The 21,070-nt window shown below is 64.5% G+C and carries 19 protein-coding genes; 6 read left to right on the top strand and 13 right to left on the bottom strand.

Annotated elements, in window-relative coordinates:
• The first annotated feature begins 106 nt into the window (after positions 1-106).
• Both treA and PQR32_RS11220 read left to right on the top strand, forming a co-directional pair.
• Positions 107-1,780 (top strand): alpha,alpha-trehalase TreA, encoded by a 1,674-nt coding sequence (gene treA, locus PQR32_RS11225; RefSeq protein ID WP_408225837.1) that lies wholly within the window; start codon positions 107-109, stop codon positions 1,778-1,780.
• A 125-nt stretch (positions 1,781-1,905) separates the two neighbouring features.
• A complete protein-coding gene (locus PQR32_RS11220) occupies positions 1,906-2,487 on the top strand; it encodes an alpha-ketoglutarate-dependent dioxygenase AlkB family protein (protein WP_408225834.1) in 582 nt (193 codons plus the stop codon).
• A 94-nt stretch (positions 2,488-2,581) separates the two neighbouring features.
• Here PQR32_RS11220 and PQR32_RS11215 read toward each other — a convergent pair whose 3' ends face one another.
• From PQR32_RS11215 to PQR32_RS11195, 5 genes are all read right to left on the bottom strand, one after another.
• Positions 2,582-3,310 (bottom strand): carbonic anhydrase, encoded by a 729-nt coding sequence (locus PQR32_RS11215; protein ID WP_408225831.1) that lies wholly within the window; start codon positions 3,308-3,310, stop codon positions 2,582-2,584.
• Positions 3,311-3,428: 118 nt separating this feature from the next.
• On the bottom strand, positions 3,429-4,064 hold the full coding sequence (locus PQR32_RS11210; protein WP_408225829.1) for a carbonic anhydrase: 636 nt from the start codon (positions 4,062-4,064) through the stop codon (positions 3,429-3,431).
• A gap of 341 nt (positions 4,065-4,405) precedes the next feature.
• Positions 4,406-4,714, bottom strand: coding sequence for a DUF4148 domain-containing protein (locus PQR32_RS11205; RefSeq protein WP_408225827.1), 309 nt, complete (start codon positions 4,712-4,714; stop codon positions 4,406-4,408).
• Positions 4,715-4,858: 144 nt separating this feature from the next.
• Complete coding sequence (locus PQR32_RS11200) at positions 4,859-6,007, bottom strand: porin (RefSeq protein WP_408225824.1); 1,149 nt, start codon at positions 6,005-6,007, stop codon at positions 4,859-4,861.
• 295 nt (positions 6,008-6,302) lie between these two features.
• The gene (locus PQR32_RS11195) at positions 6,303-6,569 is read right to left on the bottom strand and encodes a DUF1488 family protein (protein WP_408207581.1); all 267 of its coding nucleotides are present in this window, start codon (positions 6,567-6,569) and stop codon (positions 6,303-6,305) included.
• A 215-nt stretch (positions 6,570-6,784) separates the two neighbouring features.
• Between PQR32_RS11195 and PQR32_RS11190 the strand changes: the two genes are divergently transcribed.
• On the top strand, positions 6,785-8,278 hold the full coding sequence (locus PQR32_RS11190; protein WP_408225820.1) for an MDR family MFS transporter: 1,494 nt from the start codon (positions 6,785-6,787) through the stop codon (positions 8,276-8,278).
• 75 nt (positions 8,279-8,353) lie between these two features.
• Here PQR32_RS11190 and PQR32_RS11185 read toward each other — a convergent pair whose 3' ends face one another.
• The 3 genes from PQR32_RS11185 to PQR32_RS11175 form a co-directional block, all read right to left on the bottom strand.
• Positions 8,354-9,478, bottom strand: coding sequence for an alpha/beta hydrolase family protein (locus PQR32_RS11185; RefSeq protein WP_408225817.1), 1,125 nt, complete (start codon positions 9,476-9,478; stop codon positions 8,354-8,356).
• A gap of 2 nt (positions 9,479-9,480) precedes the next feature.
• Entirely contained in the window at positions 9,481-10,374 is an 894-nt protein-coding gene (locus PQR32_RS11180) for an AraC family transcriptional regulator (RefSeq protein WP_408225815.1), read from the bottom strand.
• Between the two features lie 115 nt (positions 10,375-10,489).
• Positions 10,490-11,377 (bottom strand): LysR substrate-binding domain-containing protein, encoded by an 888-nt coding sequence (locus PQR32_RS11175; protein WP_408225812.1) that lies wholly within the window; start codon positions 11,375-11,377, stop codon positions 10,490-10,492.
• Between the two features lie 191 nt (positions 11,378-11,568).
• Here PQR32_RS11175 and speB point away from each other — a divergent pair, with 191 nt between their 5' ends.
• Together speB and PQR32_RS11165 are read left to right on the top strand one after the other, a co-directional pair.
• On the top strand, positions 11,569-12,546 hold the full coding sequence (gene speB / locus PQR32_RS11170) for an agmatinase (RefSeq protein WP_408225809.1): 978 nt from the start codon (positions 11,569-11,571) through the stop codon (positions 12,544-12,546).
• A 36-nt stretch (positions 12,547-12,582) separates the two neighbouring features.
• Entirely contained in the window at positions 12,583-13,692 is a 1,110-nt protein-coding gene (locus tag PQR32_RS11165) for a polyamine ABC transporter substrate-binding protein (protein WP_408225806.1), read from the top strand.
• Positions 13,693-13,719: 27 nt separating this feature from the next.
• Here the strand turns inward: PQR32_RS11165 and PQR32_RS11160 are convergent, their stop codons facing one another.
• The gene (locus PQR32_RS11160) at positions 13,720-14,652 is read right to left on the bottom strand and encodes a LysR family transcriptional regulator (RefSeq protein WP_408225803.1); all 933 of its coding nucleotides are present in this window, start codon (positions 14,650-14,652) and stop codon (positions 13,720-13,722) included.
• 135 nt (positions 14,653-14,787) lie between these two features.
• Between PQR32_RS11160 and metE the strand changes: the two genes are divergently transcribed.
• Positions 14,788-17,082, top strand: a complete 2,295-nt coding sequence (gene metE, locus PQR32_RS11155) for a 5-methyltetrahydropteroyltriglutamate--homocysteine S-methyltransferase (RefSeq protein WP_408225800.1) — start codon at positions 14,788-14,790, stop codon at positions 17,080-17,082.
• Between the two features lie 83 nt (positions 17,083-17,165).
• On the opposite strand, the gene cobM is transcribed toward metE, so the two are convergent.
• Genes cobM through cbiE form a run of 4 tightly spaced genes read right to left on the bottom strand, consistent with a single transcriptional unit; the run spans position 17,166 to position 21,046 of the window.
• On the bottom strand, positions 17,166-17,891 hold the full coding sequence (gene cobM, locus PQR32_RS11150; protein WP_408225797.1) for a precorrin-4 C(11)-methyltransferase: 726 nt from the start codon (positions 17,889-17,891) through the stop codon (positions 17,166-17,168).
• 46 nt (positions 17,892-17,937) lie between these two features.
• Positions 17,938-18,660 (bottom strand): cobalt-precorrin-6A reductase, encoded by a 723-nt coding sequence (locus PQR32_RS11145; RefSeq protein WP_408225794.1) that lies wholly within the window; start codon positions 18,658-18,660, stop codon positions 17,938-17,940.
• Positions 18,657-19,754 (bottom strand): cobalt-precorrin-5B (C(1))-methyltransferase, encoded by a 1,098-nt coding sequence (locus tag PQR32_RS11140; RefSeq protein ID WP_408225791.1) that lies wholly within the window; start codon positions 19,752-19,754, stop codon positions 18,657-18,659. The genes PQR32_RS11145 and PQR32_RS11140 overlap by 4 nt, the downstream gene beginning before the upstream one ends.
• Positions 19,754-21,046, bottom strand: a complete 1,293-nt coding sequence (gene cbiE, locus PQR32_RS11135) for a precorrin-6y C5,15-methyltransferase (decarboxylating) subunit CbiE (protein ID WP_408225788.1) — start codon at positions 21,044-21,046, stop codon at positions 19,754-19,756. Before cbiE ends, PQR32_RS11140 begins: the two co-directional genes overlap by 1 nt.
• Positions 21,047-21,070 lie beyond the last annotated feature (24 nt).

Raw genomic sequence — 21,070 nt, 5'->3', positions numbered from 1 at the left:
GTAACGCCCTGTAATTTGTGCGATCCTAGCCACGCCCTGGTCATCCCAAGAAGAAACCGTGGGCGCGAGGCAGACCAATCCTGTTGTCCATTCCTCTGGAGGAGACATGATTGAGTCATCGCAAGTGCGCAGCTTCGGGCGCGCCGACATCGCATCTCGCACCTCGTTCCGCCCCACTGGATCCATAAGGCTGCACCGCATAGCCGTCGCTTCAAGCTTCGTTTTCCTGATCAGTCTCGCCGGCGTCTGCCACGCCGACACCCAGGTCGGCGGCACGCTTCCGCCCGCGCCCGACAAACTCTACGGCGATCTCTTCGTGGCCGTGCAAACCGCGCAGATCTATCCGGACCAGAAGACCTTCGTCGACGCCACACCCAACGCCGATCCCGCCACGATCGTGCAGCTGTACGAGCAGCAGAAGAACAACGCCGGTTTTTCGCTGGCGAACTTCGTCAACCAGTACTTCACGCCGCCGAGCGAGCCGGTCATCACGCCGCCCGCCAATCAGACGCTGCGTGAACACATCAACTGGCTGTGGCCCGCGCTGACCCGCACCACCACCAGCGCGCCGCCGAACAGCTCGCTGATCCCGTTGCCGAAGCCGTATGTGGTGCCGGGCGGCCGCTTCCGCGAAGGCTACTACTGGGACACGTACTTCACGATGCTGGGGCTGCAGGAATCGGGCAATGAAAATCTCGTCGACGACATGCTCGACAACTTCGCCTACGAGATCAATACGTTCGGTCACATTCCGAACGGCAATCGCACGTACTATCTCGACCGTTCGCAGCCGCCGTTTTTCTCGCACATGGTGGAGCTCGCGGTGAAGGTGGAAGGCCACGGCGTGTACCAGAAGTACCTGCCGGCGTTGCGCAAGGAATACGCGTACTGGATGCAGGGCGAGAACACCACGCAACCCGGCTCGGCCACGCGCAATGTCGTCGTGATGCCGGATCGCACGGTACTCAACCGCTACTGGGATGAGCTCGACACGCCACGCGACGAGTCGTATCTGGAGGACATCCAGACCGCGCAACAGGCGAGCGGCCGCAGCCCGAACGACGTCTACCGCGAATTGCGGGCGACCGCCGAAAGCGGCTGGGATTTCAGCTCCCGCTGGTTCGGCGACAACATGACGCTCGCGACTGTGCGCACCACGTCGATCATTCCGGTCGACCTGAACAGCCTGATGTTCCACCTCGAGATCACCATCGCCAAAGGTTGCGGCGAGACGCGGGATTTCCGCTGCGTCGGTGAATTCGCGCAACGCGCCGCGAAGCGTGCGCTCGGCATCAACCGCTATCTGTGGAATCCCAACGGCTATTACGGCGACTATGACTGGCAGCTCGCCAAACCGCGCGACAACAAGACCGCGGCGATGGTGTTTCCGTTGTTCGTCGGCGCGGCGTGGCCGGATCGCGCGCTCAAGACCGCGAAACAGGTGCAGTCGACCCTGTTGCAACCCGGCGGGCTCGTCACGACGACCTACAACACGACGCAACAATGGGACGCGCCGAACGGCTGGGCGCCGCTGCATTGGGCCGCGATTCAGGGCTTGAAGCGGTATGGCCAGGACGCGCTCGCGCAACAGATCGGCACGCGCTTTCTCACCGACGTCAAAGGCGTCTATGCGTCCGATCAGAAACTGGTGGAAAAATACGTGGTGGAAGGTGCGGGAACGGGCGGCGGCGGTGGTGGCGAATATCCGCTGCAGGACGGCTTCGGCTGGACCAATGGCGTGACGCTCAAGCTGCTCGACCTGTATAGCCCGGGCGAGTGAAGCTGAACGGAGGGCGGCCTTTCGTTCGTGGCAGGTCATGAATACTGTATAAAAACACAGTATAATGATTGGCCCGAGCCGCCCTCTCTTTCCTGACCGGGCGGCGCCCAGCTCACGTCGGAATCATGGTCTCCCAGCAAGCCCTATTCGCGCCCGAGCCCGTCGCTCTCCTCCATGACGAGGAAGGCGGCATCCGCTATCTGCCCGAGTCGATCCCGGCTGACACGGCGCAGGCGTGGTTCGAGGAAGCGTTGCGCAATGTCGGCTGGCTCAGTCAGCAGCGCATGATGTACGAGCGCGAGGTCGCCGTGCCGCGCCTGCTCGCCACCTTCGCGCGTGATTCCGGCGACCTGCCCGCGCCGTTGGGCGAAGCCTTCGAAGCCGTCCGCGCGCTCGTGGGCGCGCCGTTCAATCGCGTCGGTCTCAATCTGTATCGCGACGGCAGCGACAGCGTCGCGCTTCACAGCGACAAGACAGAGAAGCTGGTGCCCGCGCAGCCGATTGCCATCGTCTCGCTAGGCGCGAGCCGTCGTATGTCGATCCGGCCGAAGACCGGCGCCGCACGGATCGTGCATGTCGAACTGGAGCCCGGCAGTTGTCTTGTCATGAGCTACGCGTCGCAATTCACTCATGAGCACGGCATTCCCAAGCTTGCGGGCGTGACGGAGCCGCGCATCAGCCTCGCGTTCCGCTGCTTCAGCGGTTAACGAACGCGAGCAGCGGTTCGGCTTCACGGCTTCGAACCGCCCGTTCCAGACATGCGCGGAATCAGTCGGCGTGACATTCCGGGAGCGCGGCGCGTCAGAGCAACGTGACCTTGCCGGTCGCCAGATCGTAAATACCGCCGACAATCTTGACCTTGCCGCTCTTCACGTATGGCCCGATGAGCGGTCTGGATACGATCAGCCGGTTGACATTCAACCTGACGTTTTCGATCGTGGTTTGCGCAACGAGATCCTCGCCTTGATCTCCTTTCGCCACTTTCGCCATCTGCACGGCCGGCTTGATCGCGCGGACGAGTTCAGGCAGATGGCCGGGCAAATGAGCTCCGTCCTTGAGCGCCTTGACCGTGGCGGTCACCGCACCACACTGCGTATGCCCGAGCACCATGATGAGCGGCACGCCGAGAAACTCGACGCCGTATTCGAGGCTCGCGAGAATATCGTCGTTGACGAAATTGCCTGCCACGCGCACCACGAACAGATCGCCCGGCCCTTGATCGAAGGCGAGCTCCGGCGCGACACGCGAATCCGCGCAGCCCACGATGGCGGCAATCGGATACTGCGCCGAAACACGCGCCGCGCGGCCAGCAGAATAGTCCTTGTTTGAAGGGGTATTCGCGGCGTAACGGGCGTTGCCCTGCATCACGCGGTCGAGCGCTTCAGAAGGTGGAATCGAATTCGGCGCATTGCCGGACACCGGCTCCGCCGCCACGGCAACGTGCCGCGACAAACCCGCCAGCGTGATCGACGACGCGCCGACCAGCAGCAGATTGCGCCGCATGGGGGAAGACAGATGACGGCCGCACATGGCTCGCCTCCTATGTCATGAGCAACGCCCCAGCGGTGCCGTTCGAACCGGCATGAGCCGTGAAAGTTGGTCGCGCACGCGACGTCTCATCGTGCGCCTCCCACGTTCAAACATCAAGTTAGACGGCGTAGATGTCCGGGTTGTCCACCAGCGGCAAGAATTGTCCGGTAGGTCCGTCGAGCGCGAGCATCGTGCCGCTTTCGATATCGAAGATCCAGCCGTGCAGCCGCAGCGTTTTGTTCGCGAGTCCAACTGCCACCGACGGATGCGTGCGGATGTTCGCAAGTTGCGCAATCACGTTGTCCTTGACCAGCGCGGAGAGGCACTCGGCGTCCGAATGGTAAGTGCGTGACGCGTTGATGGCCTTGGCCGCATCCGCGTGACGCAGCCAGCCCGCCACCGCCGGCAGATGGTCGAGGTTCTTGCAGGTCGAGATCGCCGTCATCGCGCCGCAATTCGAGTGGCCGCAGATCACTATATCGCGCACGCCCAACACGGCCACCGCGTACTCGACGGTCGCGGACACGCCGCCCGGCTCCGGACCATAAGACGGCACGATATTGCCCGCATTGCGGATCACGAACAGCGAACCGGGCTCCGTCTGCGTCAGCAACTCAGGCACGACACGGCTGTCCGAGCACGTCACGAAAAGCGTACTGGGACTTTGCGCCATCGACAGACGCTTGAACAATGCGCTCTGCTGCGGAAAGACTTCGCGTTGAAAGCGAATGAGACCTTCGATGATTTCCTGCACGGTTGTTCTCCAGATAAATCGAAGCCTGAGCCTGCAGTGCTCGCGACAATAAAAGCCGGGAGCATACATGCGATCTATTGGCGCGACTATACCGCAGCCGCGAACTGGACAAACATGCGGGCGCGAGCGTCACCGACGCGCCATCGTCAGAACATTTTCACGCGTTCGCAGCGAAATAAAAAAACCCCGGCTGTTACCAGCCGGGGCCAACTCTCTCGCTCGCACACCGGAAACCGTGCGTGCCTGACTACTTTACCGATACCGCCGAAGCGGATATATACGCCATACTGGAAGAGTCCCTTCCAACGCGGCCCGCCCCACAGTACGCCGGGCCCGTCGAATCAACGGCTATACATCGCATTCCAGTCGGCGGCGGACACAGCCGGGCGGCCGCTTTGCGACGAACCCGCCACACTGCCGCCATAACCGCTGGTCTCGCCGTTGCGCGCGGCGACGCGCGCTTGCGCGGCCTGAATCGCTTCCGGGTAACGCGCCTGATCGCCGTCGCCAACGTGATAGCCGGCCTGCTGCAGTTGAACCAGTTCCGCGCGCACCTGCTCGCGCGTGATGCGGGAATTCGATTGGGCGAATACGGTGGCCGAAGCAGCCAGCGAAGCGACGATAACGACAGCCTTGATCAGGGACTTCATGATGGAAACACCTCCGATAATTGATGATCAGCAGCGCTTCGAATCACTCTCCGCGCAACCGCTGAAATCAATATAGGCGTCGATTGCTCATAGAATAACGGCCCGGTGTCAAAGGGATTGTTCCTGAATCTGGAGAAATCACGCTCAGAAGCGCGTGCGGATTCCCACCGTGCCGACCACCTGATTACCCGTCGACGACGCGCCGCCCGCCGTGTTGATAAACGCGGTGTAGCCCTTGCCGCTCACGTGCTGGTACATCGCTTCGGCATACACGTCGGTGCGCAACGACAGCGCATAGACGGCCTGCAGGTTCACCTGATTCCATTTCGGATCCGAGCCGAAGCTCGAGGTGCCGCTCACGTGCGCGTCCGTATAGGTGTAGGCCGCGCCGAGACTCAGCGCCGGCGTCACGGCGTACTTGCCGTTCACTTCGTAGTTATCGAAGCGCATCGAGCCATGCGTGGCGCCGAACGACGCGGTGTTCTGGAACTGGCTATGCGTATAGACGAAGCCGGCCGTCACGGGACCGAAGCCATAGCTCAACGCGGCGCCGGCCGTGCGCTGCACATCGGCGCCGATCTGGAAGCCGCCCGTGCCGTTGGCCGCGGATTCGCCAAGATCGACCGCGCCGGCCGTGTTGGCGGTCGAGTTCGAACCGTTGATCTGCAAATAGCCGGCAGCCGCCTTGAACGGACCGTTGGCATAGCTCACGCCCGCGCTGTAGGCGCGATTGACCGCAAAATCCGTGTTGTTCGAAAACGCGTACATCCCGCCGAACTTCAGACCGGCATAGTTCGCGCTCGTGTATTTCACGGCGTTGCTCATGCGCACGGAGTGATTCAGATTGTCATTGTCGAACGGATGTGCGAAGCCAGTATCGCCGAACGTGCCCGCCGTGCCCGAGAGCGGCGCAACGAAATCGACCAGCGAGTCGTACTGGCGGCCCAGTGTGAGCGTGCCGTACTGCTTGCTGCTCAAGCCGACAAACGCCTGACGGCCAAACAGCCGGTTGTTCTGGCCGAGCTTGCCGTTCTGCACGTTGTAGCCGTTCTCCAGCACGAAGATCGCCTGCAGGCCGCCGCCGAGATCCTCGCCGCCGCGCAAACCAAAACGGCTGCCGTTGATGTTGCCGCTCGTCGCCTGAACCAGCGCGCCCTGCGATCCGCCCTTCTTCACGTTGTTGGTGTACATCACGCCGGCGTCGATGAGGCCGTACAGCGTGACCGAACTTTGCGCATGCGCCGTGGCGGCGAGTCCTGCGAACGCCGCGACCGCGGCGGAAATCTTTTTCACGTCAATGCTCCTGCGTAGCTGAAATGTCAGGTTGAACAGCGACGCGAGTATAGAAACGCGGGCATCGAAAACGAATGCCCGGACCCTGGAGCAGTCCTTTATGGAATCTGGAAGAATCCGTCATCTAAACGCAGCAATCGCGATGCGCCGCGCTTCGACGAGGTGTTTGAAAAGCTAAAGACGCGCAACCATGGGTCTGCGCGGAATGAACGGGTTGTGCGTGAACAACAGCCGTTGAGTCGCTTGCGAGCCCGGCGCACGCGCCGGACTCATCGTCAACCAGAAACCAGGCCGCTCAGGCCCTGTTGAAATCGCCAGTCTCGAGTTCCACGGACTGTCCCCCGTTTTTTTCGAGGACCCGGCGTGTAGCGTTTTCAATCCGCGCGCGATTTGCCTCGAACGTGTTGACAAGGTTATGGGCCGAAGGGCCATCGTTGCCGAAATGGTCGTTCAGCGCATCCAGCGACACGCTGCACCAGACGTCGGCCCCGTCGACATTGGCTTCGAAGGCGACGCGTGCCGCTGCTACGACTTCACGGCGTCCGGTGAATTCGATCCTCATGATGACCCTCCATTTGTCGAAAGAAAGCTTCGAACGCGCAAACGCTGTGCCAAGGCGGCGTGGTCCGCAAGGCCGCCCAAGGTTAGCGCACATTCTCAGCAGGGTGCATACTCGACACCGGCCGTCCTCGTACGGTCGTGCTGATGCGTCACGGCGTGCCCGCTTATGGCCACGCCGCCCGACGTGCCTTATATCCTAATACTAACTCCTGGCCCATGTCCCGCAACCCGCAATCGTCGCGTCCTCTCGTCATTGCCGCCGTGATGGCGTCCATGGCGATGGTCGCCATCGAAGCCACTATCGTTTCCACCGCCATGCCTCAGATCGTCGCGCAACTCGGCGATCTGCATCTGTATAGCTGGGTCTTCTCGTCGTTCCTGCTCACCCAGACCGCGATGACCGTGGTGTTCGGCAAACTCGCCGACCTGTACGGCCGCAAGCCGATCATGCTGGCCGGCATCGCGATCTTTCTGATCGGCTCGGTGCTGGCCGGCTTCGCCTGGTCGATGCCGGCGATGATCGCGTTCCGTCTGATTCAGGGCGTCGGCGCGGGCGCGATCCAGCCGGTCACGCTGACCATCGTCGCCGATCTCTATCCCGCGCGCGAACGCGGCAAGGTGCAAGGCTACCTCGCGAGCGTCTGGGCGATCTCGGCGGTGGTGGGTCCGATGGTCGGCGGCTTCATCATTCACAACATGTCGTGGGCCTGGATCTTCTGGATGAACGTGCCGATCGGGCTCGCCTCCGCGGCGGGCTTCATCGCGTTCCTGCGCGAATCGGAACGGCATGCGCGCCCCTCGATCGATTTCGGCGGCGCGGCGCTGTTCATGGCGGCCATCGCCGCGCTCATGACGGCGCTCACTTTCGCTGGCGACGACCAGGTCGGGCAGGCCTCGATGGCGGGCGGGGTCTTCGTGCTGTGCGTATTGCTGTTCGTGTGGCAGGAGCGCCGCGCGGCTGAACCGATGATCTCCTTCGCGCTGTGGAGCCGCCGGCCGATTGCCGCCTCCAACGGCGCGACCTTGCTCTCCGGCATGATCCTGATGGGCGCCACCACGTTCCTGCCGATGTATGTGCAGGGCGTGCTGAACCGCTCACCCGTGATCGCCGGCCTGGCTCTGACGATGATGATGGTCGGCTGGCCGACCGGCGCCACGCTCGCCGCGAAGTCGTTTCATCGCCTCGGCTTGCGGCGCATTCTGATCGGCGGCAGCGCGGCCATTCCGCTCGGCGCGGTGCTGCTGCTGTTCCTGTCACCGGGCGGCTCGCCGCTCGTCGCGGCGTTCGGCTCGTTGATCATGGGCTTCGGCATGGGCACGTCGAGCGTCAGTTGCCTGATCCTGATTCAGGAGATCGTCCGCATGGACGAACGCGGCAGCGCCACCGCGTCGAACCTGTTCTCGCGCAATCTCGGCAGCACGTTGGGCGCGACGCTGTTTGGCGCGGTGCTCAACTTCGGTCTCAGTCATTCGAAGGGCGTGGCCGTGGTCACGTCGGATCAGTTGAAGGCGCTGCTGCAGAATCAGGCCGCCAGGCTCGGCGATAGCGACATGATCCGCATGGTGCTGCATCAGTCGCTGCACCTGACGTTCATCTCGCTCTTCGTCATCGCGATCTTCGTGGTCGTGCTGCTGCTGTTCGTGCCCGCCATCAGCATCGGCGCGGAGAAGAAGATGCCGCTCGAAGCGTTGTCGCCGCTGGAGGATTGAAATGCGTGGTGGGCGCGGCGGCGCACTGCCCGCTGCCGCGCTCGACTCGATAGCACGACGGCGCTGCTGCTTGCATCAGCGCGCGGGCAACGTTGCTGCGAAAAAGCTGATCGCGCGGTCAGCCGCCAGCGCATGCACCGCATCACGATCGACGCCCGCTCCGTCCTGGCAAATTCCGGCGAGTTTTGCGACGACATCGGCGAGACAAGTATCCAGAAACGTGTAATGCGACGCGCCCGGCACCATCTCGACATGCGCGTTGGGCAGCAAGCCCGCGATGCGGTGAATGTTGGTGGCCACGGGCGCGGTGACGTCGGCCTCGCCTGCGAGCAGCGAGACGGGAATCGTCACGTCGGCAAACGAGGCGCTGTCGAAGGCTTCGCCGAGCGCGGGCGCGATGGCGAACACGGCTTTGATGCGTGGATCGCGATACGATGCGCCGGACCGTGCGCGCGACGCCTTGGTCTCCGGCGAAAGATCGTCGAGCGTCAAGGGCGCCGCGCCCGCTGCGTCGCTAATCCGCGCCGCTTCCGGTGGATGGCAGATGGCGTCGGCCTGGGGTGAGGTGCAGAAGCGCTCGAACGCTTGCAGGTTGGTCCGCGCGCCCGCCAGTTCGAGCACCGTATAACCACCGAGCGAGAACCCCACCGCGCCGATCCGCTCACGCTCCACATGCGGCCCGAGCGTCGGATCGGCGAGCACGCCGTCGAGCACTTCGCTCGCGTCGGTGGCGCGCTCCCACCAGAGCATGAAGCCGTCGCGGGTCATCGGCGCCGCCGCGGTATTACCCGGATGATTGGTGCCGGCCACGATATAGCCTTGCGCGGCGAGCGCTGCGGCCAGCCAGTCGAGACTGTCCGCGGTGCCGCCCGTGCCGTGCGAGAGCACCAGCAGCGGATAGCTTGCGCGCGCGGTGGACAGCGGCGCATCGTCGGCGGCGGCGTGGCCGTGAAAGATCGGATGACCGGGCGCGCCGATCTCGCGCGGCGTCTGCGGCACCGACGTATCGACCGGATACCAGATGCGCGTCACCAGCGCCTCGGTTTTCGCCCCGCGCCAATTGCGGGCCACGGCGGGATGAAACACCCGCGTCGTCTCGCCCACGTGCAAGTCGGCCTGATCCGCCGACACGGCACCCGCCCAGCACAACGCCGCCGCACTCGCCAGCCTGGCGATGACGGCACAGCACATACGAAACATGGTCAGTCCTTGCGGATAGGAATCATCAGGTCGGTCACGCACGTCTGCTGCAGACCGGCGACCAGTGGACTGCGATACAACTCGAGCGCGGGACGCCGGTCGCGCAGAAAGCCGCTTTGCGGCAGCCAGCCGCCGTAAAGTGCGCGAAAGGTCGGCGAGATCAGCGCATACGGGCCGATCAGCCGATGCACCGCATACAACCCGCCGTCGAGCCGCAGCGGTTCGACGGCATCGTCCATCTCGACGGCCACGGCATGCGGCCCCGCGACAATGGCCGCGCGATAGCTGAAGCTGTCCTTCACCGCGGGATCGCGCACGCAGATGCCCACCCGCTGATCCATCGCCGCGTTTTCGTCGCAATGCAGCATCGTCATGAGCGAGCGAAAGGTCTGGCCGATGGTCGCGACCGGCCCGTCATGCCGAAGACTGAGCACATCGAACGGCGCGATCTCCGTGAGTTCGACGGCGGGCAGCGCCGGCGTCGGGGCGCTGTTTTTCGACGCGGTATGCTGCTCGCCCGCCACGCTGCCCGTGCACGGCGCGGCCAGATGCTTCTGCCGTGCCTTGAACTCGCTCGGCGAGACGCCGGTGAAGCCGCGAAACGCACGCGCGAAGGCCTGCGGGCTGTTGTAGCCGGCATCGTGCGCGACCGTGGTGACCGACGCAGCGGCATCGGTCAGCCGTTGCGCCGCTTGCGCTAGCCGCAGGCGTTGCACGGTCTCCACGACGCGTTCGCCCGTCAACGCCAGGTAGACGCGATGAAAATGAAACGGCGACAGATGCGCCACCGCAGCGAGGCTTTCCAGCGTGTGGTGCGCGCCGGGTTCGAGCAGAATCGCCTCGACCACGCGAGCGATCCGTCTGCGGTAATCACGTTCGGTGCTGGGCTTCATCATGGAGCTAGGATAGCGGCGTCGCTGCCGCAAGACGGTGCAGAGCTTGCGAAATTTCAGGCGTCGCGCGCCGGCGATGTTTCACGCTCTGTTCCGTTTGCCTGGCGGCAGCTCGTGATCAAGCTCCGTTGCGGCATAGCCCGATCATCCACGCATGAACGGCATCGACCGCAGCCGAACGCGCCGGTTGCGCGGAGCGCATTAACCAGAGCGGCGTGAGCGCGAAGCCCGGCACTTGTGGCAGAACTTCGACGCGGCCGCTCGTCAGCGCGTCGCCCGCGTCGAGTCGCGACACCATCGCGATGCCCGCTTCCTGTTCCGCTGCGGCTACGAGAAAACGTGGATCGCTGACCGTCATGGCCCGGCGCGTGCGCAAGCCGCCGCGCCTCAATTCGGGCAGCCACGGCGCCCATTCGGGATGCGCCTCGTGAACCAGCAACGGCGCTTGCGTCAACACCTCGGGAAACGGCGCGTCGCGCAGACGGCTCGCCGTCATCGGTCCGCAGATCGCCACGGCCGCTTCTTCGAGCAACAGCTCGCACACGACTTCCGGCGTACGGATTGCCTTCGCCGACACCACCAGGTCGACATCCACGCGATCGATCTCGTTGACTTCCTCGCCGGTGACGAGCCAGAGCTCCAGATTGGGCAAGGCCTCGGCGAACACACGCATGCGCGGCATCAGCCAGCCTGAAGCGAATTGCGGCGTGCACACGAGAATCACCGAATCCGGATTGCCGTACGGCTCGATGCGATCGCGCCCGTCGGCAAGCGTGGCGAGCGCCGTCGTCACGGTCTGCGCGTACAGCGTGCCAGCGGCTGTCAGCGCCACGCCCCGGCCGATGCGCCGAAACAGCGGCTGCCCGGTCCACTCCTCGAGTTGCAGGATCTGATGGCTGATCGCCGATTGCGTCAGCGCCAGTTCCTGCGCGGCGCGCGTGAAGCTGCCGAGACGCGCGGCGGCGTCGAAGGCGAGCAAGGCTTGCAGAGGGGGAAGTCTTCGCATTGGGCGGTCGAGGTCAGATATTAGAAATATCGATACTTCCAGCAAGATTCTTCGCTTTTCGTCGGAATTTTTCCCCGCAATCATAGACCCAGTTGCCCGTCACGCATAACTCGCCGCTCATTTGCCATTGCGGCAGACATGAGAAATATTTGTGCGACGGGCGCCTCATTCAAACCGATTGGATCGCTCGCATGCCCCTGAATCTGAACTCCCCGCACCCGTATTTGAAAAGCCCTGCCCAGGACGGCGGCCAGCCTGCCGCGCCGACCTACTCGGGCGTGCTGTCATTCATGCGCCGCCCGTACTCGCGCGACCTCAGCGGCGTGGACGTCGCCGTCTCGGGCATTCCGCTCGATCTCGCCACGACCTTCCGCCCCGGCACGCGCTTCGGTCCGGCGGGCGTGCGCGCCGCCTCCGTACAACTGGCGGAACTCGGCGCGTTTCCGTGGGGCGTCGATCCTTTCGATCATCTGAATGTGGTCGACTACGGCGACTGCTGGTTCGACGCGCACAACCCGCTGGGCATTCGCGACGCGATCATCGCGCACGCCCGCGGCATTCTCGCCACCGGCACGCGCATGCTGACCTTCGGCGGCGACCACTACATCACGTATCCGTTGCTGGTCGCGCACGCCGAGAAATACGGCAAACCGCTGAGCCTGATCCATTTCGACGCGCATTGCGACACCTGGCCGGACGACAACCCCGATTCGCTGAACCACGGCACGATGTTCTATAAGGCGATCCGCGAAGGGCTGATCGATCCCGCGCGTTCGGTGCAGATCGGCATTCGCACCTGGAACGACGACTTCATGGGCGTGCGCATTCTCGACGCGCCGTGGGTCCATCGCAACGGCACGCAAGCGACGATCGACGAAGTGCTGGGCATTGTCGGCAGCGCGCCCACTTACCTCACCTTCGACATCGACTGTCTCGATCCCGCCTTCGCGCCCGGCACGGGCACGCCGGTGGCGGGCGGCCTGAGTTCGGCGCAGGCGCTGGAGATCGTGCGCGCGCTGGGCGCCGTGAATCTGGTCGGCGCGGACGTGGTGGAAGTGTCGCCGCCGTACGACCACAGCGACGTAACCGCCCTCGCCGCAGCACATCTCGCGGCGGACATGCTGTGCCTGATGCGCAATCAGAAGCTGCAACGCCTCGCGCGCCTGTAAGCGCGCCCGTGGCCCGTTGAACTCTTTCCGGACGAGATGACCGACATGCCCCACACTTCGATGAAACCGCTTCTGGCCGCACTACTGCTCGGGGCATTCAGCGCCGCCTCGCACGCCGACGAAAAACAGCTCAACCTGTACAACTGGGCGGACTACATCGCGAAAGACACCGTGCCGAACTTCGAGAAAGAGTCCGGCATTCACGTGCGCTACGACGTGTACGACGGCGACGAGACCTTGCAAGCCAAACTGCTGACCGGATCCACCGGCTACGACGTCGTGGTGCCGACCTCGAACTTTCTCGCGAAACAGATCGAAGCCGGCATCTATCAGAAGCTGGACAAATCGAAGCTGCCGAATCTGGCGAACCTCGACCGCAATCTGCTGAAGCTCGTCGCCGACGCGGACCCCGGCAATCAGTACGCGGTGCCGTGGGCGTGGGGCACGACAGGGCTCGGCTACAACGTCACTCGCGTGAAAAAGATTCTCGGCAGCGAGATGCCACTCGATAACTGGGACATCCTGTTCAAGCCAGAGTACCTGAGCAAGCTGAAGAGTTGCGGCGTTTCCGTGCTCGACGCGCCGTCCGATGTGTTCGCGGTCACGCTGCACTATCTGGGCCGCGACCCCAACAGCGAGAATCCCGCCGACTATCAGGCCGCGTATGACGCGCTGAAAAAGATTCGCCCGTATATCACACAGTTCAACGCGACGAGCTACATCAACGACCTCGCCGGCGACGACGTCTGCTTCGCGCTGAGCTGGTCGGGCGATGTGTCGATGGCGAGCCATCGCGCGCGTGAAGCCGGCAAGAGCTACGAGGTCAAGTACTTCATTCCGCAAGGCGGCGCGCCGGTCTGGTTCGACATGATGGCGATACCGAAAGATGCGCCGCATCCCGAAGCGGCGCTCAACTGGATCAACTATATCGAGCGCCCCGAAGTGCACGCCGACATTACCAACGCCGTGTTCTATCCGAACGCGGATGCCGCCGCGCGTAAATTCGTGCGGCCGGAAATTCTCAACGACCCGACCGTGTATCCGCCTGAGCCCGTGCTGAAGACGCTGTTTCTGCTCAAGCCCTTGCCTGCGCAGATCAAGCGCCTGGAAGGCCGCTTGTGGGCGCAGTTGAAATCGGGTTCGTGATGTACCGCTGAACTGGCCGAGCGGCCGTCAGGCCGCCTGGCCTTCGGCCGTCAGCAACTCGATGCCGTCGAGTTGCGCTGCGCAGGTATCGCGCACGATCGTGACGAAATCATCGAAATACGGCCGGCTCGCGAAGCCTTTCCCGGCCACCGCGAACAGCTCGCTCCACAGTCCCTGCGTGCCGACGCGTTTGGCCAGCACGTAATCGTGATCGACGTAGTTTTTCACACCCCAGTTCGGCAGCGCCGCGATCCCGCGGCGGCTCGCCACCAGTTGCATGATGGCGATGGTCAGTTCCGCCGTGCGTCGTTCGAGCTTGATGCCGGCCGGCTCCAGCACCTCGCGAATCAGATCGATGCGCGCCTCGGGTACCGGATAGGTAATCAACGTCTCGTCGCGCAGATCGTCCGACACCACGCGGCGCTTGTTGCGCAGCCGATGCTCGTTGGCCATCACCACCAGGATCTCGAAGCGGAACAGCGGCGCGATATGCAGGCTACGCCGCGTGGCGGGTTTCGAGCCGATCACCACATCGGCCTTGCCGTCGCTCAGCAACCGCAGCGGGTCCGCGTGGAAGCCGGCGACCAGATCCACTTCGACTTCCGGCCAGCGCCGGCGGAACTCGTCCATCACCGGCATCAGCCAGTCGAAGCAGGTATGGCATTCCAGCACGATCCGCAACTCGCCGCGCGTGTCGCCCTTCAGGCGCACGAGATCGCGCTCCGCCGCGCTCACCGCCGCGATCGTCTCACGGCCGAGCGCCAGCAGCCGCTCACCGGCGGCGGTAAAGCGCAAGCCCTGTTTGGTGCGCTCGAACAGCGACACCTCGTAGTGCGCCTCGATATCGCGAATCTGATGCGAGAGCGCCGACTGGCTCAGATGCACGCGCTCGGCGGCCGCCACCAGCTTGCCCGAATCGGCAATGGCGATCAGCGAACGCAAGTGGCGAAGCTCAAGCATGAGATGGCTCCGCTTTAGTCGAATCAGGTTGGATATGAATCTGGCTCATACATTGGTGAAAACATGTCGCTTGATGAATCATAGCGCGACTTTCACACTGGGCGCCAATTCACACAACGCACAACAGGACTTCACATGGCCCGCACGCATATTCCCGGCTTTCCTCGCATCGGCGCACAGCGCGAACTGAAATTCGCGCAGGAATCGTTCTGGCGCGGCGAATCCGACGAACAGTATCTGCGTGGCGTCGCGCGCGAACTGCGCGCCCGTCATTGGCAATTGCAGCAGGACGCCAGGCTGGATTTCGTCACCGTCGGCGACTTCGCCTACTACGACCAGATGCTCAATCTGAGCGCGCTGCTCGGCGCATTGCCGCAGCGTTTCGGCTTCGATGCGAAGGCGCTGTCGCTCGCGCAGTACTACGAGCTCGCGCGCGGCAACGCCGCGCAACCGGCGATGGAAATGACCAAATGGTTCGACACGAACTACCACTACCTCGTCCCGGAACTGGGACCGCAGACGAGCTTCGACGGCGGCGTCGAGTGGCTGTTCGAGGAGATCGACGAAGCGCTCGCGCTGAATCTGCCGGTCAAGCTCGTGCTGATCGGGCCGATCACTTACCTGTGGTTGTCGAAGAGCCATGTCGCCGGTTTCGACCGTTTGTCGTTACTGCCGAAGCTCGTGATCCGCTACAGCCGTTTGCTGGACAAGCTCAAGCAGCGCGGTATCGAATGGGTGCAGTTGGACGAGCCGGCCTTGTGCGTCGATCTGCCCGCTGAATGGCTCGACGCGTTTTCCGCCGCGTATGACGTGCTCGGCACGTCGGGTGTGAAAGTGCTGCTGGCCACGTACTTCGAAAGCGCCGCCGAGCACGCGCCGCGTGTGGCCGCGCTGCCCATCGCCGGCGTGCATCTCGACCTGGTGCGCGCCCCGCAGCAACTCGACGCGTGGCGGGCGGCCTTGCCCGCGCACGCGGTGTTGTCGGCCGGCGTGATCGATGGCCGCAATATCTGGCGCGCGGATCTCGGCGAGATCGTCGAATCGTTGCAGGCCTTGCATGCGGAGTTCGGCGAGCGCTTGTGGGTTTCGTCGTCGTGCTCGCTGCTGCATGTGCCGGTCTCGCTCGACGCGGAGAAAAAACTCGACGCCGATCTGAAATCCTGGCTCGCCTTCGCCACCGAAAAACTCGACGAAGTCGCCACGCTCGCCCTCGCCTTGCGCGATCCCGCCGCAGCCGCAGCGACGCTCGCCGTAACCGACCGCGCGCTCGAAGCACGCCGCCGCTCCAGCGCGGTGGTCAACGCGCTCGTGCAAAAACGCGTGGCCGCGGTGAGCAGCGCGATGGCCGAACGGCAAAGCCCGTTCGCCGAACGCAATCGCCTGCAGCGTGAGGCGCTCGGCCTGCCGCTCCTGCCGACCACCACGATCGGCTCGTTCCCGCAAACGCCGTCGATCCGCCAGGCGCGTGCCGCCTACAAGCGCGGCGAACTGCGCGCGCTCGACTATCTGCAGCGCATGCGCGCCGAGATCGAGATCGCCGTGCGCAAACAGGAAGAGCTGGGGCTCGACGTGCTGGTGCACGGCGAAGCCGAACGCAACGACATGGTCGAATACTTCGGCGAACAGTTGTGGGGCTATGCGTTCACGGAAAACGGCTGGGTGCAGAGCTACGGCTCGCGCTGCGTGAAACCGCCGATCATTTACGGCGAAGTCTACCGTCCCGAACCGATGACGGTCGAGACCACGCGCTACGCGCAATCGCTCACGCAGCGTTTGATGAAAGGCATGCTGACCGGCCCGGTGACGATGCTGCAATGGTCGTTCGTGCGCGACGACCAGCCGCGCTCGACCACCGCGCTGCAACTCGCGCTCGCGATCCGCGACGAGGTCTTGGATCTGGAAAAGGCCGGCATTCGCATCATCCAGATCGACGAACCGGCTTTCCGCGAAGGCTTGCCGTTGCGTCGCGACGATTGGGCCGCCTATCTGGAATGGGCCACGCGCGTGTTCCGCATTTCAGCGGCGGGCGTCGCCGATCAAACGCAGATTCATACGCATATGTGCTATTCGGAGTTCAACGACATTCTGCCGTCGATTGCCGCAATGGATGCCGACGTGATCACCATCGAGACTTCGCGCTCGGCGATGGAACTGCTCGACGGCTTCGGCGCCTTCGCGTATCCGAACGAAATCGGCCCCGGCGTCTACGATATCCACTCGCCGCGCGTACCGGATGCGCAAGCCATGCAGCGTCTGCTGGAACGCGCGTGCGAAGTGATTCCGGCCGAACGCCTGTGGGTCAATCCGGATTGCGGGCTGAAGACGCGCGGCTGGCCGGAAACCGAAGCGGCGCTGACGAATATGGTTCGGGCCGCCAAGGCATTGCGTGTGAAGCTGGCGGCGAGGCAGCCGGATGAATTGACGGCGTAAAGGGATCAACGTTGATCTAGCGTTGATCGCCCATCCGTGCACGGTGTCGTGTCGCGCGGATGGGCTTTTTCACGTAGGCAGGTTCAGTCTTTCGCGTACAGCGTCGAGTCCGCGAAGCCTTCCGCGGCGAGCACCTGTCCGACCAGAATCAACGCGGTCCGCTCGATGGAGGTCGATTGCACCTTGCCGACGATGTCGTCGAGCGTGCCGGTGATCTTCTCCTCGTCGGGCCAACTCGCGCGGTAGATCACCGCGATCGGACACGCGCCGCCGTAATGCGGCCGCAATTCATCGACGATGCGCGCGAGGTGCCGCACGCCGAGGTGAATCGCCATCGTCGCACGATGACGGGCGAGGTCGGCCAGTTGTTCGCCGTCGGGCATGCTGGTTTTGCTCGCGAAGCGCGTGAGGATCAGCGTCTGCGAAATATCGGGCAACGTGAGTTCGCAACCCAGCGCCGCCGCGCTTGCCGCCGTGGCGGTGACGCCCGGCACGATCTCGTAGGGAATCTTCAGTTGGCGCAGCCTGCGGATCTGTTCGCCGATCGCGCCGTACAGCGACGGATCGCCGGAATGCACGCGCGCCACATCCTGGCCTTTGGCATGCGCCGCCGCGAGCAACGCGACGATCTGATCGAGGTCGAGCTCGGCGGTGTTGACGACCTGCTGCGCCGCGTGACCTTCGAGCACCGCGGCCGGCACGAGCGAACCCGCGTACAGGATCACCGGACAGCTGCGCACGAGGCGCTGCCCTTTCACCGTGATCAGTTCCGGGTCGCCTGGACCCGCGCCGATAAAAAACACCGTCATTCACTACTCCATGATTCGTTGGGGCGGCATGGCATGCATGTGCGATTCAGGCTGCGGCTTGCAGCGCGTCGAGCAGATCTGAAACTCGTTCGAACTCCCTCTCTGCCGCCGGCAACTCGGGTCGGCTCAGCATCACGACCGGCAAGCCGCGTTCACGCGCGACTTCGAGCTTCGCCTCGGTCGCGTTGCCGCCGCTATTCTTGCTGACCACCACGTCGAAGGCTTGCAGGGCGAACAGCGCGCGCTCGCCTTCCAGCGTGAATGGGCCGCGCGCCGCGAGCATCCGCGCACGCGGCGTGTCTGCGTGTGCTTCGAGACAACGCACGGTCCAGAACTGATGCGGGGGAACCTCGTCGAGATGCGCGAGCGGTTCGCGGCCGAGCGTGAAGAGTGGCTTTCTGAACGGCGCCAGCGCACTCGTGAGCTCGTTCCAGTCGCTGACTACGCGCCAATCGTCGCCGGCTTGCGGCTGCCAGGCCGGGCGGCGCAGCGCCCAATACGGCACGCGTGCGGCGCGGCTCGCCTGCGCCGCATTCGCACTGATTTGCGCGGCATAGGGATGTGTCGCGTCGATCACGAGGCCGATGCCCTCGCTTTCGATGTAGCGCGCCATACCTTCGCTGCCGCCGAAGCCGCCGACTCGCACCGTGCACGCCAGATCGTCCGGCACCTTGCCGAGGCCGGCGAGACTATACACGTGCTCAGGGCCGAGTTGCCGCGCGATCCGCAGCGCGTCGCCGGTGCCGCCGAGCAGCAGAATCCGCTTCATTGCGCGGCTCCGATCAGCAAGCCCTGGCGGTCGATCGCGAACATTTCGACGTTGACCTGCGGCGGCACGATCTCGCGTGCCACCGCCAGCGCATGCCGGCAGACGATATCGCCGAGCGGCACCTGCCGCGCGCGCGCCAACGCGACCGCCTGCTGACTTGTGTTGGCCGCGCGGATCGCTGCCTGGAGCGCGTCGTCGGCACCATGTTCGGCGGCCCATTGCGCGAGCCGTTCGAGGTCGATGCTCGAATTGCGGCTATGCAGATCGAGATGCCCCGCCGCCAGCTTGCTGAGCTTGCCGAAGCCGCCGCACACGCTCAGACGCTCGACTGGCGCGCGCTTCATATGCTTGAGCACCGCGCCGACGAAGTCGCCCATTTCGATCAGTGCGATATCTGGCAGGCCGTAATGCGCGCGCATCGCGTCCTCGCTCGCGTTGCCGGTGCAGGCGGCGAGATGGGTATAGCCGTTCGCGCGGGCGACATCGATGCCCTGATGAATCGACGCGATATACGCCGAACACGAAAAAGGCCGCACGATGCCGGTGGTGCCGAGGATCGACAACCCGCCGAGAATGCCGAGGCGCGGGTTCATCGTTTTCAGCGCGAGCGCTTCGCCGCCTTCGACGCCGATCGTCACTTCGAAGCCGCCTCCGTACGCATGCTCCGCCGCGAGTTCGGCCAGGTGCTCGGTCATCATTCTGCGCGGCACCGGGTTGATAGCGGGCTCGCCGACCGGCAGCGTCAATCCCGCGCGCGTCACCGTGCCGACACCCGGCCCCGCGCGAAATATCACGCCTGGTTCGGCGACGAGACGCACGCGAGCGAAGACGACCGCGCCGTGCGTGACGTCGGGATCGTCGCCGGCGTCCTTGATCGTGCCGGCCTCGGCGCCGCCGTTGCCATTGTCGATCAGGCGGCAGAACACCAGCGGCATCGGCACATGCTGGCCCTTCGGCAACACGATCTCCGCGACTTCGCTGACGACACCCGCGAGCAACAGGCGCGCCGCCGCCAGCGACGTCGCGGTGGCGCAACTGCCGGTCGTGTAGCCGCTACGCAGCGGCGCGGGTTGTTCGGGCGTTTCTTCGCGCATCAGGGTTCTTGGGTGGTGTTCGTCGCGTTTGTGATGCTTGTGGCGTTAGTCACCTTGTTGGTTCGAATCGTGTTCACGCCCCCGCCGCTCGCCTGCTTCGTCACCTCCAGCAGCGTGATCGGCAACGCCTGCCGCCACGTATCGAAACCGCCAAGCGGTTGCGCATCCCCCAATCCGATCCGCGTCAACGTCCCGCCATGCCGTTCGCGCCATGCCGCCAACACCGCCTCGCCTTGCAACGTGACCGCATTAGCGACCAGCCGCCCACCTTCGCGCAGACCAACCCAGCATGCCTCCAGCACGCCCGGCACAGTCACACCGCCGCCGATGAACACAGCATCCGGCACCGGCAATCCCTCCAGCGCTTCAGGCGCGCGCCCCGCGACGAGTTGCAGCCCCGGCACGCCCAACGCATCGCGATTGTGTTCGATAAAGCGTTGCCGCTCCGCGTGCCCTTCAATCGCAATCGCGCGGCAGGTGGAATGCGCTCGCATCCATTCGATACCGATCGAGCCGCTGCCCGCGCCCACGTCCCACAGCAATTCGCCCGGCGTCGGCGCGAGGCGCGCGAGCGTGATCGCGCGCACGTCGCGTTTGGTCAACTGGCCGTCGTGGAGAAAGGCGTCGTCGGGCAAACCGCAGGTCAGCGGCAGACGCGGCGCGCCTTCGGTGGCGCGGCAGTCGAGCGCGATCAGGTTCAGCGCGGCCACGTCGCCCGCGGACCACTGATCCGCGCGAGCGTCGATGCGCCGTTCCAACTCGCCGCCCAGGTGTTCCAGCACGCTCATGCGGGTCGCGCCGAAACCGCGTGCGTTCAGCAGTTCCGCGAGCGCCGCAGGCGTGCGCCCGTCCGCGCTCAGCACGAACACGCGCGCGCCGTCGTGCAGATGCGCGTTCAGCGTGGGCAACGGCCGGCCCACCAGCGATACCGTCGCGACGTCCTGCAACGGCCAGCCGAGGCGCGCGGCCGCCAGCGACAACGACGACGGCGCGGGCAACACCCGCAACTCCCCCGCCGGCAATTGCCGCGCGAGCGTCGCGCCGCCGCCGAATAGCATCGGGTCGCCGCTCGCCAGCACGCACACGGCGCCGCCGCGCTCGGCCAGCAACGGCGCGAGGTCGAACGGACGCGGCCACGCGGCACGGCGCGCGGCGAGGCGCGCGGGCAGCATCGCCAGATGGCGTTCGCCGCCGTACACCACCGACGCTTTCAGCAAAGCACGCCGCGCAGGCCTTCCCAAACCGGCGAAGCCGTCGTCGCCTATGCCCACCACCGTCAGCCACGCCGGCATGCATCCATCCTCATTCTGTGTCTT

The sequence above is a fragment of the Paraburkholderia dipogonis genome (assembly GCF_046027395.1).
Classification (GTDB): Bacteria; Pseudomonadota; Gammaproteobacteria; order Burkholderiales; family Burkholderiaceae; genus Paraburkholderia; species Paraburkholderia dipogonis_A.
This window is presented reverse-complemented; position numbering and strand designations above follow the sequence as displayed.

Coding starts and splice junctions, on each gene's coding strand:
- PQR32_RS11190 (WP_408225820.1), top strand. CDS start 6,785: ATGTCCCGCAACCCGCAATCGTCGCGTCCTCTCGTCATTGCCGCCGTG.
- PQR32_RS11220 (WP_408225834.1), top strand. CDS start 1,906: ATGGTCTCCCAGCAAGCCCTATTCGCGCCCGAGCCCGTCGCTCTCCTC.
- PQR32_RS11165 (WP_408225806.1), top strand. CDS start 12,583: ATGACCGACATGCCCCACACTTCGATGAAACCGCTTCTGGCCGCACTA.
- PQR32_RS11175 (WP_408225812.1), bottom strand. CDS start 11,377: ATGCGAAGACTTCCCCCTCTGCAAGCCTTGCTCGCCTTCGACGCCGCC.
- speB (WP_408225809.1), top strand. CDS start 11,569: ATGCCCCTGAATCTGAACTCCCCGCACCCGTATTTGAAAAGCCCTGCC.
- PQR32_RS11185 (WP_408225817.1), bottom strand. CDS start 9,478: ATGTTTCGTATGTGCTGTGCCGTCATCGCCAGGCTGGCGAGTGCGGCG.
- PQR32_RS11215 (WP_408225831.1), bottom strand. CDS start 3,310: ATGTGCGGCCGTCATCTGTCTTCCCCCATGCGGCGCAATCTGCTGCTG.
- PQR32_RS11180 (WP_408225815.1), bottom strand. CDS start 10,374: ATGATGAAGCCCAGCACCGAACGTGATTACCGCAGACGGATCGCTCGC.
- treA (WP_408225837.1), top strand. CDS start 107: ATGATTGAGTCATCGCAAGTGCGCAGCTTCGGGCGCGCCGACATCGCA.
- PQR32_RS11205 (WP_408225827.1), bottom strand. CDS start 4,714: ATGAAGTCCCTGATCAAGGCTGTCGTTATCGTCGCTTCGCTGGCTGCT.
- PQR32_RS11160 (WP_408225803.1), bottom strand. CDS start 14,652: ATGCTTGAGCTTCGCCACTTGCGTTCGCTGATCGCCATTGCCGATTCG.
- metE (WP_408225800.1), top strand. CDS start 14,788: ATGGCCCGCACGCATATTCCCGGCTTTCCTCGCATCGGCGCACAGCGC.
- PQR32_RS11140 (WP_408225791.1), bottom strand. CDS start 19,754: ATGCGCGAAGAAACGCCCGAACAACCCGCGCCGCTGCGTAGCGGCTAC.
- cbiE (WP_408225788.1), bottom strand. CDS start 21,046: ATGCCGGCGTGGCTGACGGTGGTGGGCATAGGCGACGACGGCTTCGCC.
- PQR32_RS11195 (WP_408207581.1), bottom strand. CDS start 6,569: ATGAGGATCGAATTCACCGGACGCCGTGAAGTCGTAGCAGCGGCACGC.
- cobM (WP_408225797.1), bottom strand. CDS start 17,891: ATGACGGTGTTTTTTATCGGCGCGGGTCCAGGCGACCCGGAACTGATC.
- PQR32_RS11145 (WP_408225794.1), bottom strand. CDS start 18,660: ATGAAGCGGATTCTGCTGCTCGGCGGCACCGGCGACGCGCTGCGGATC.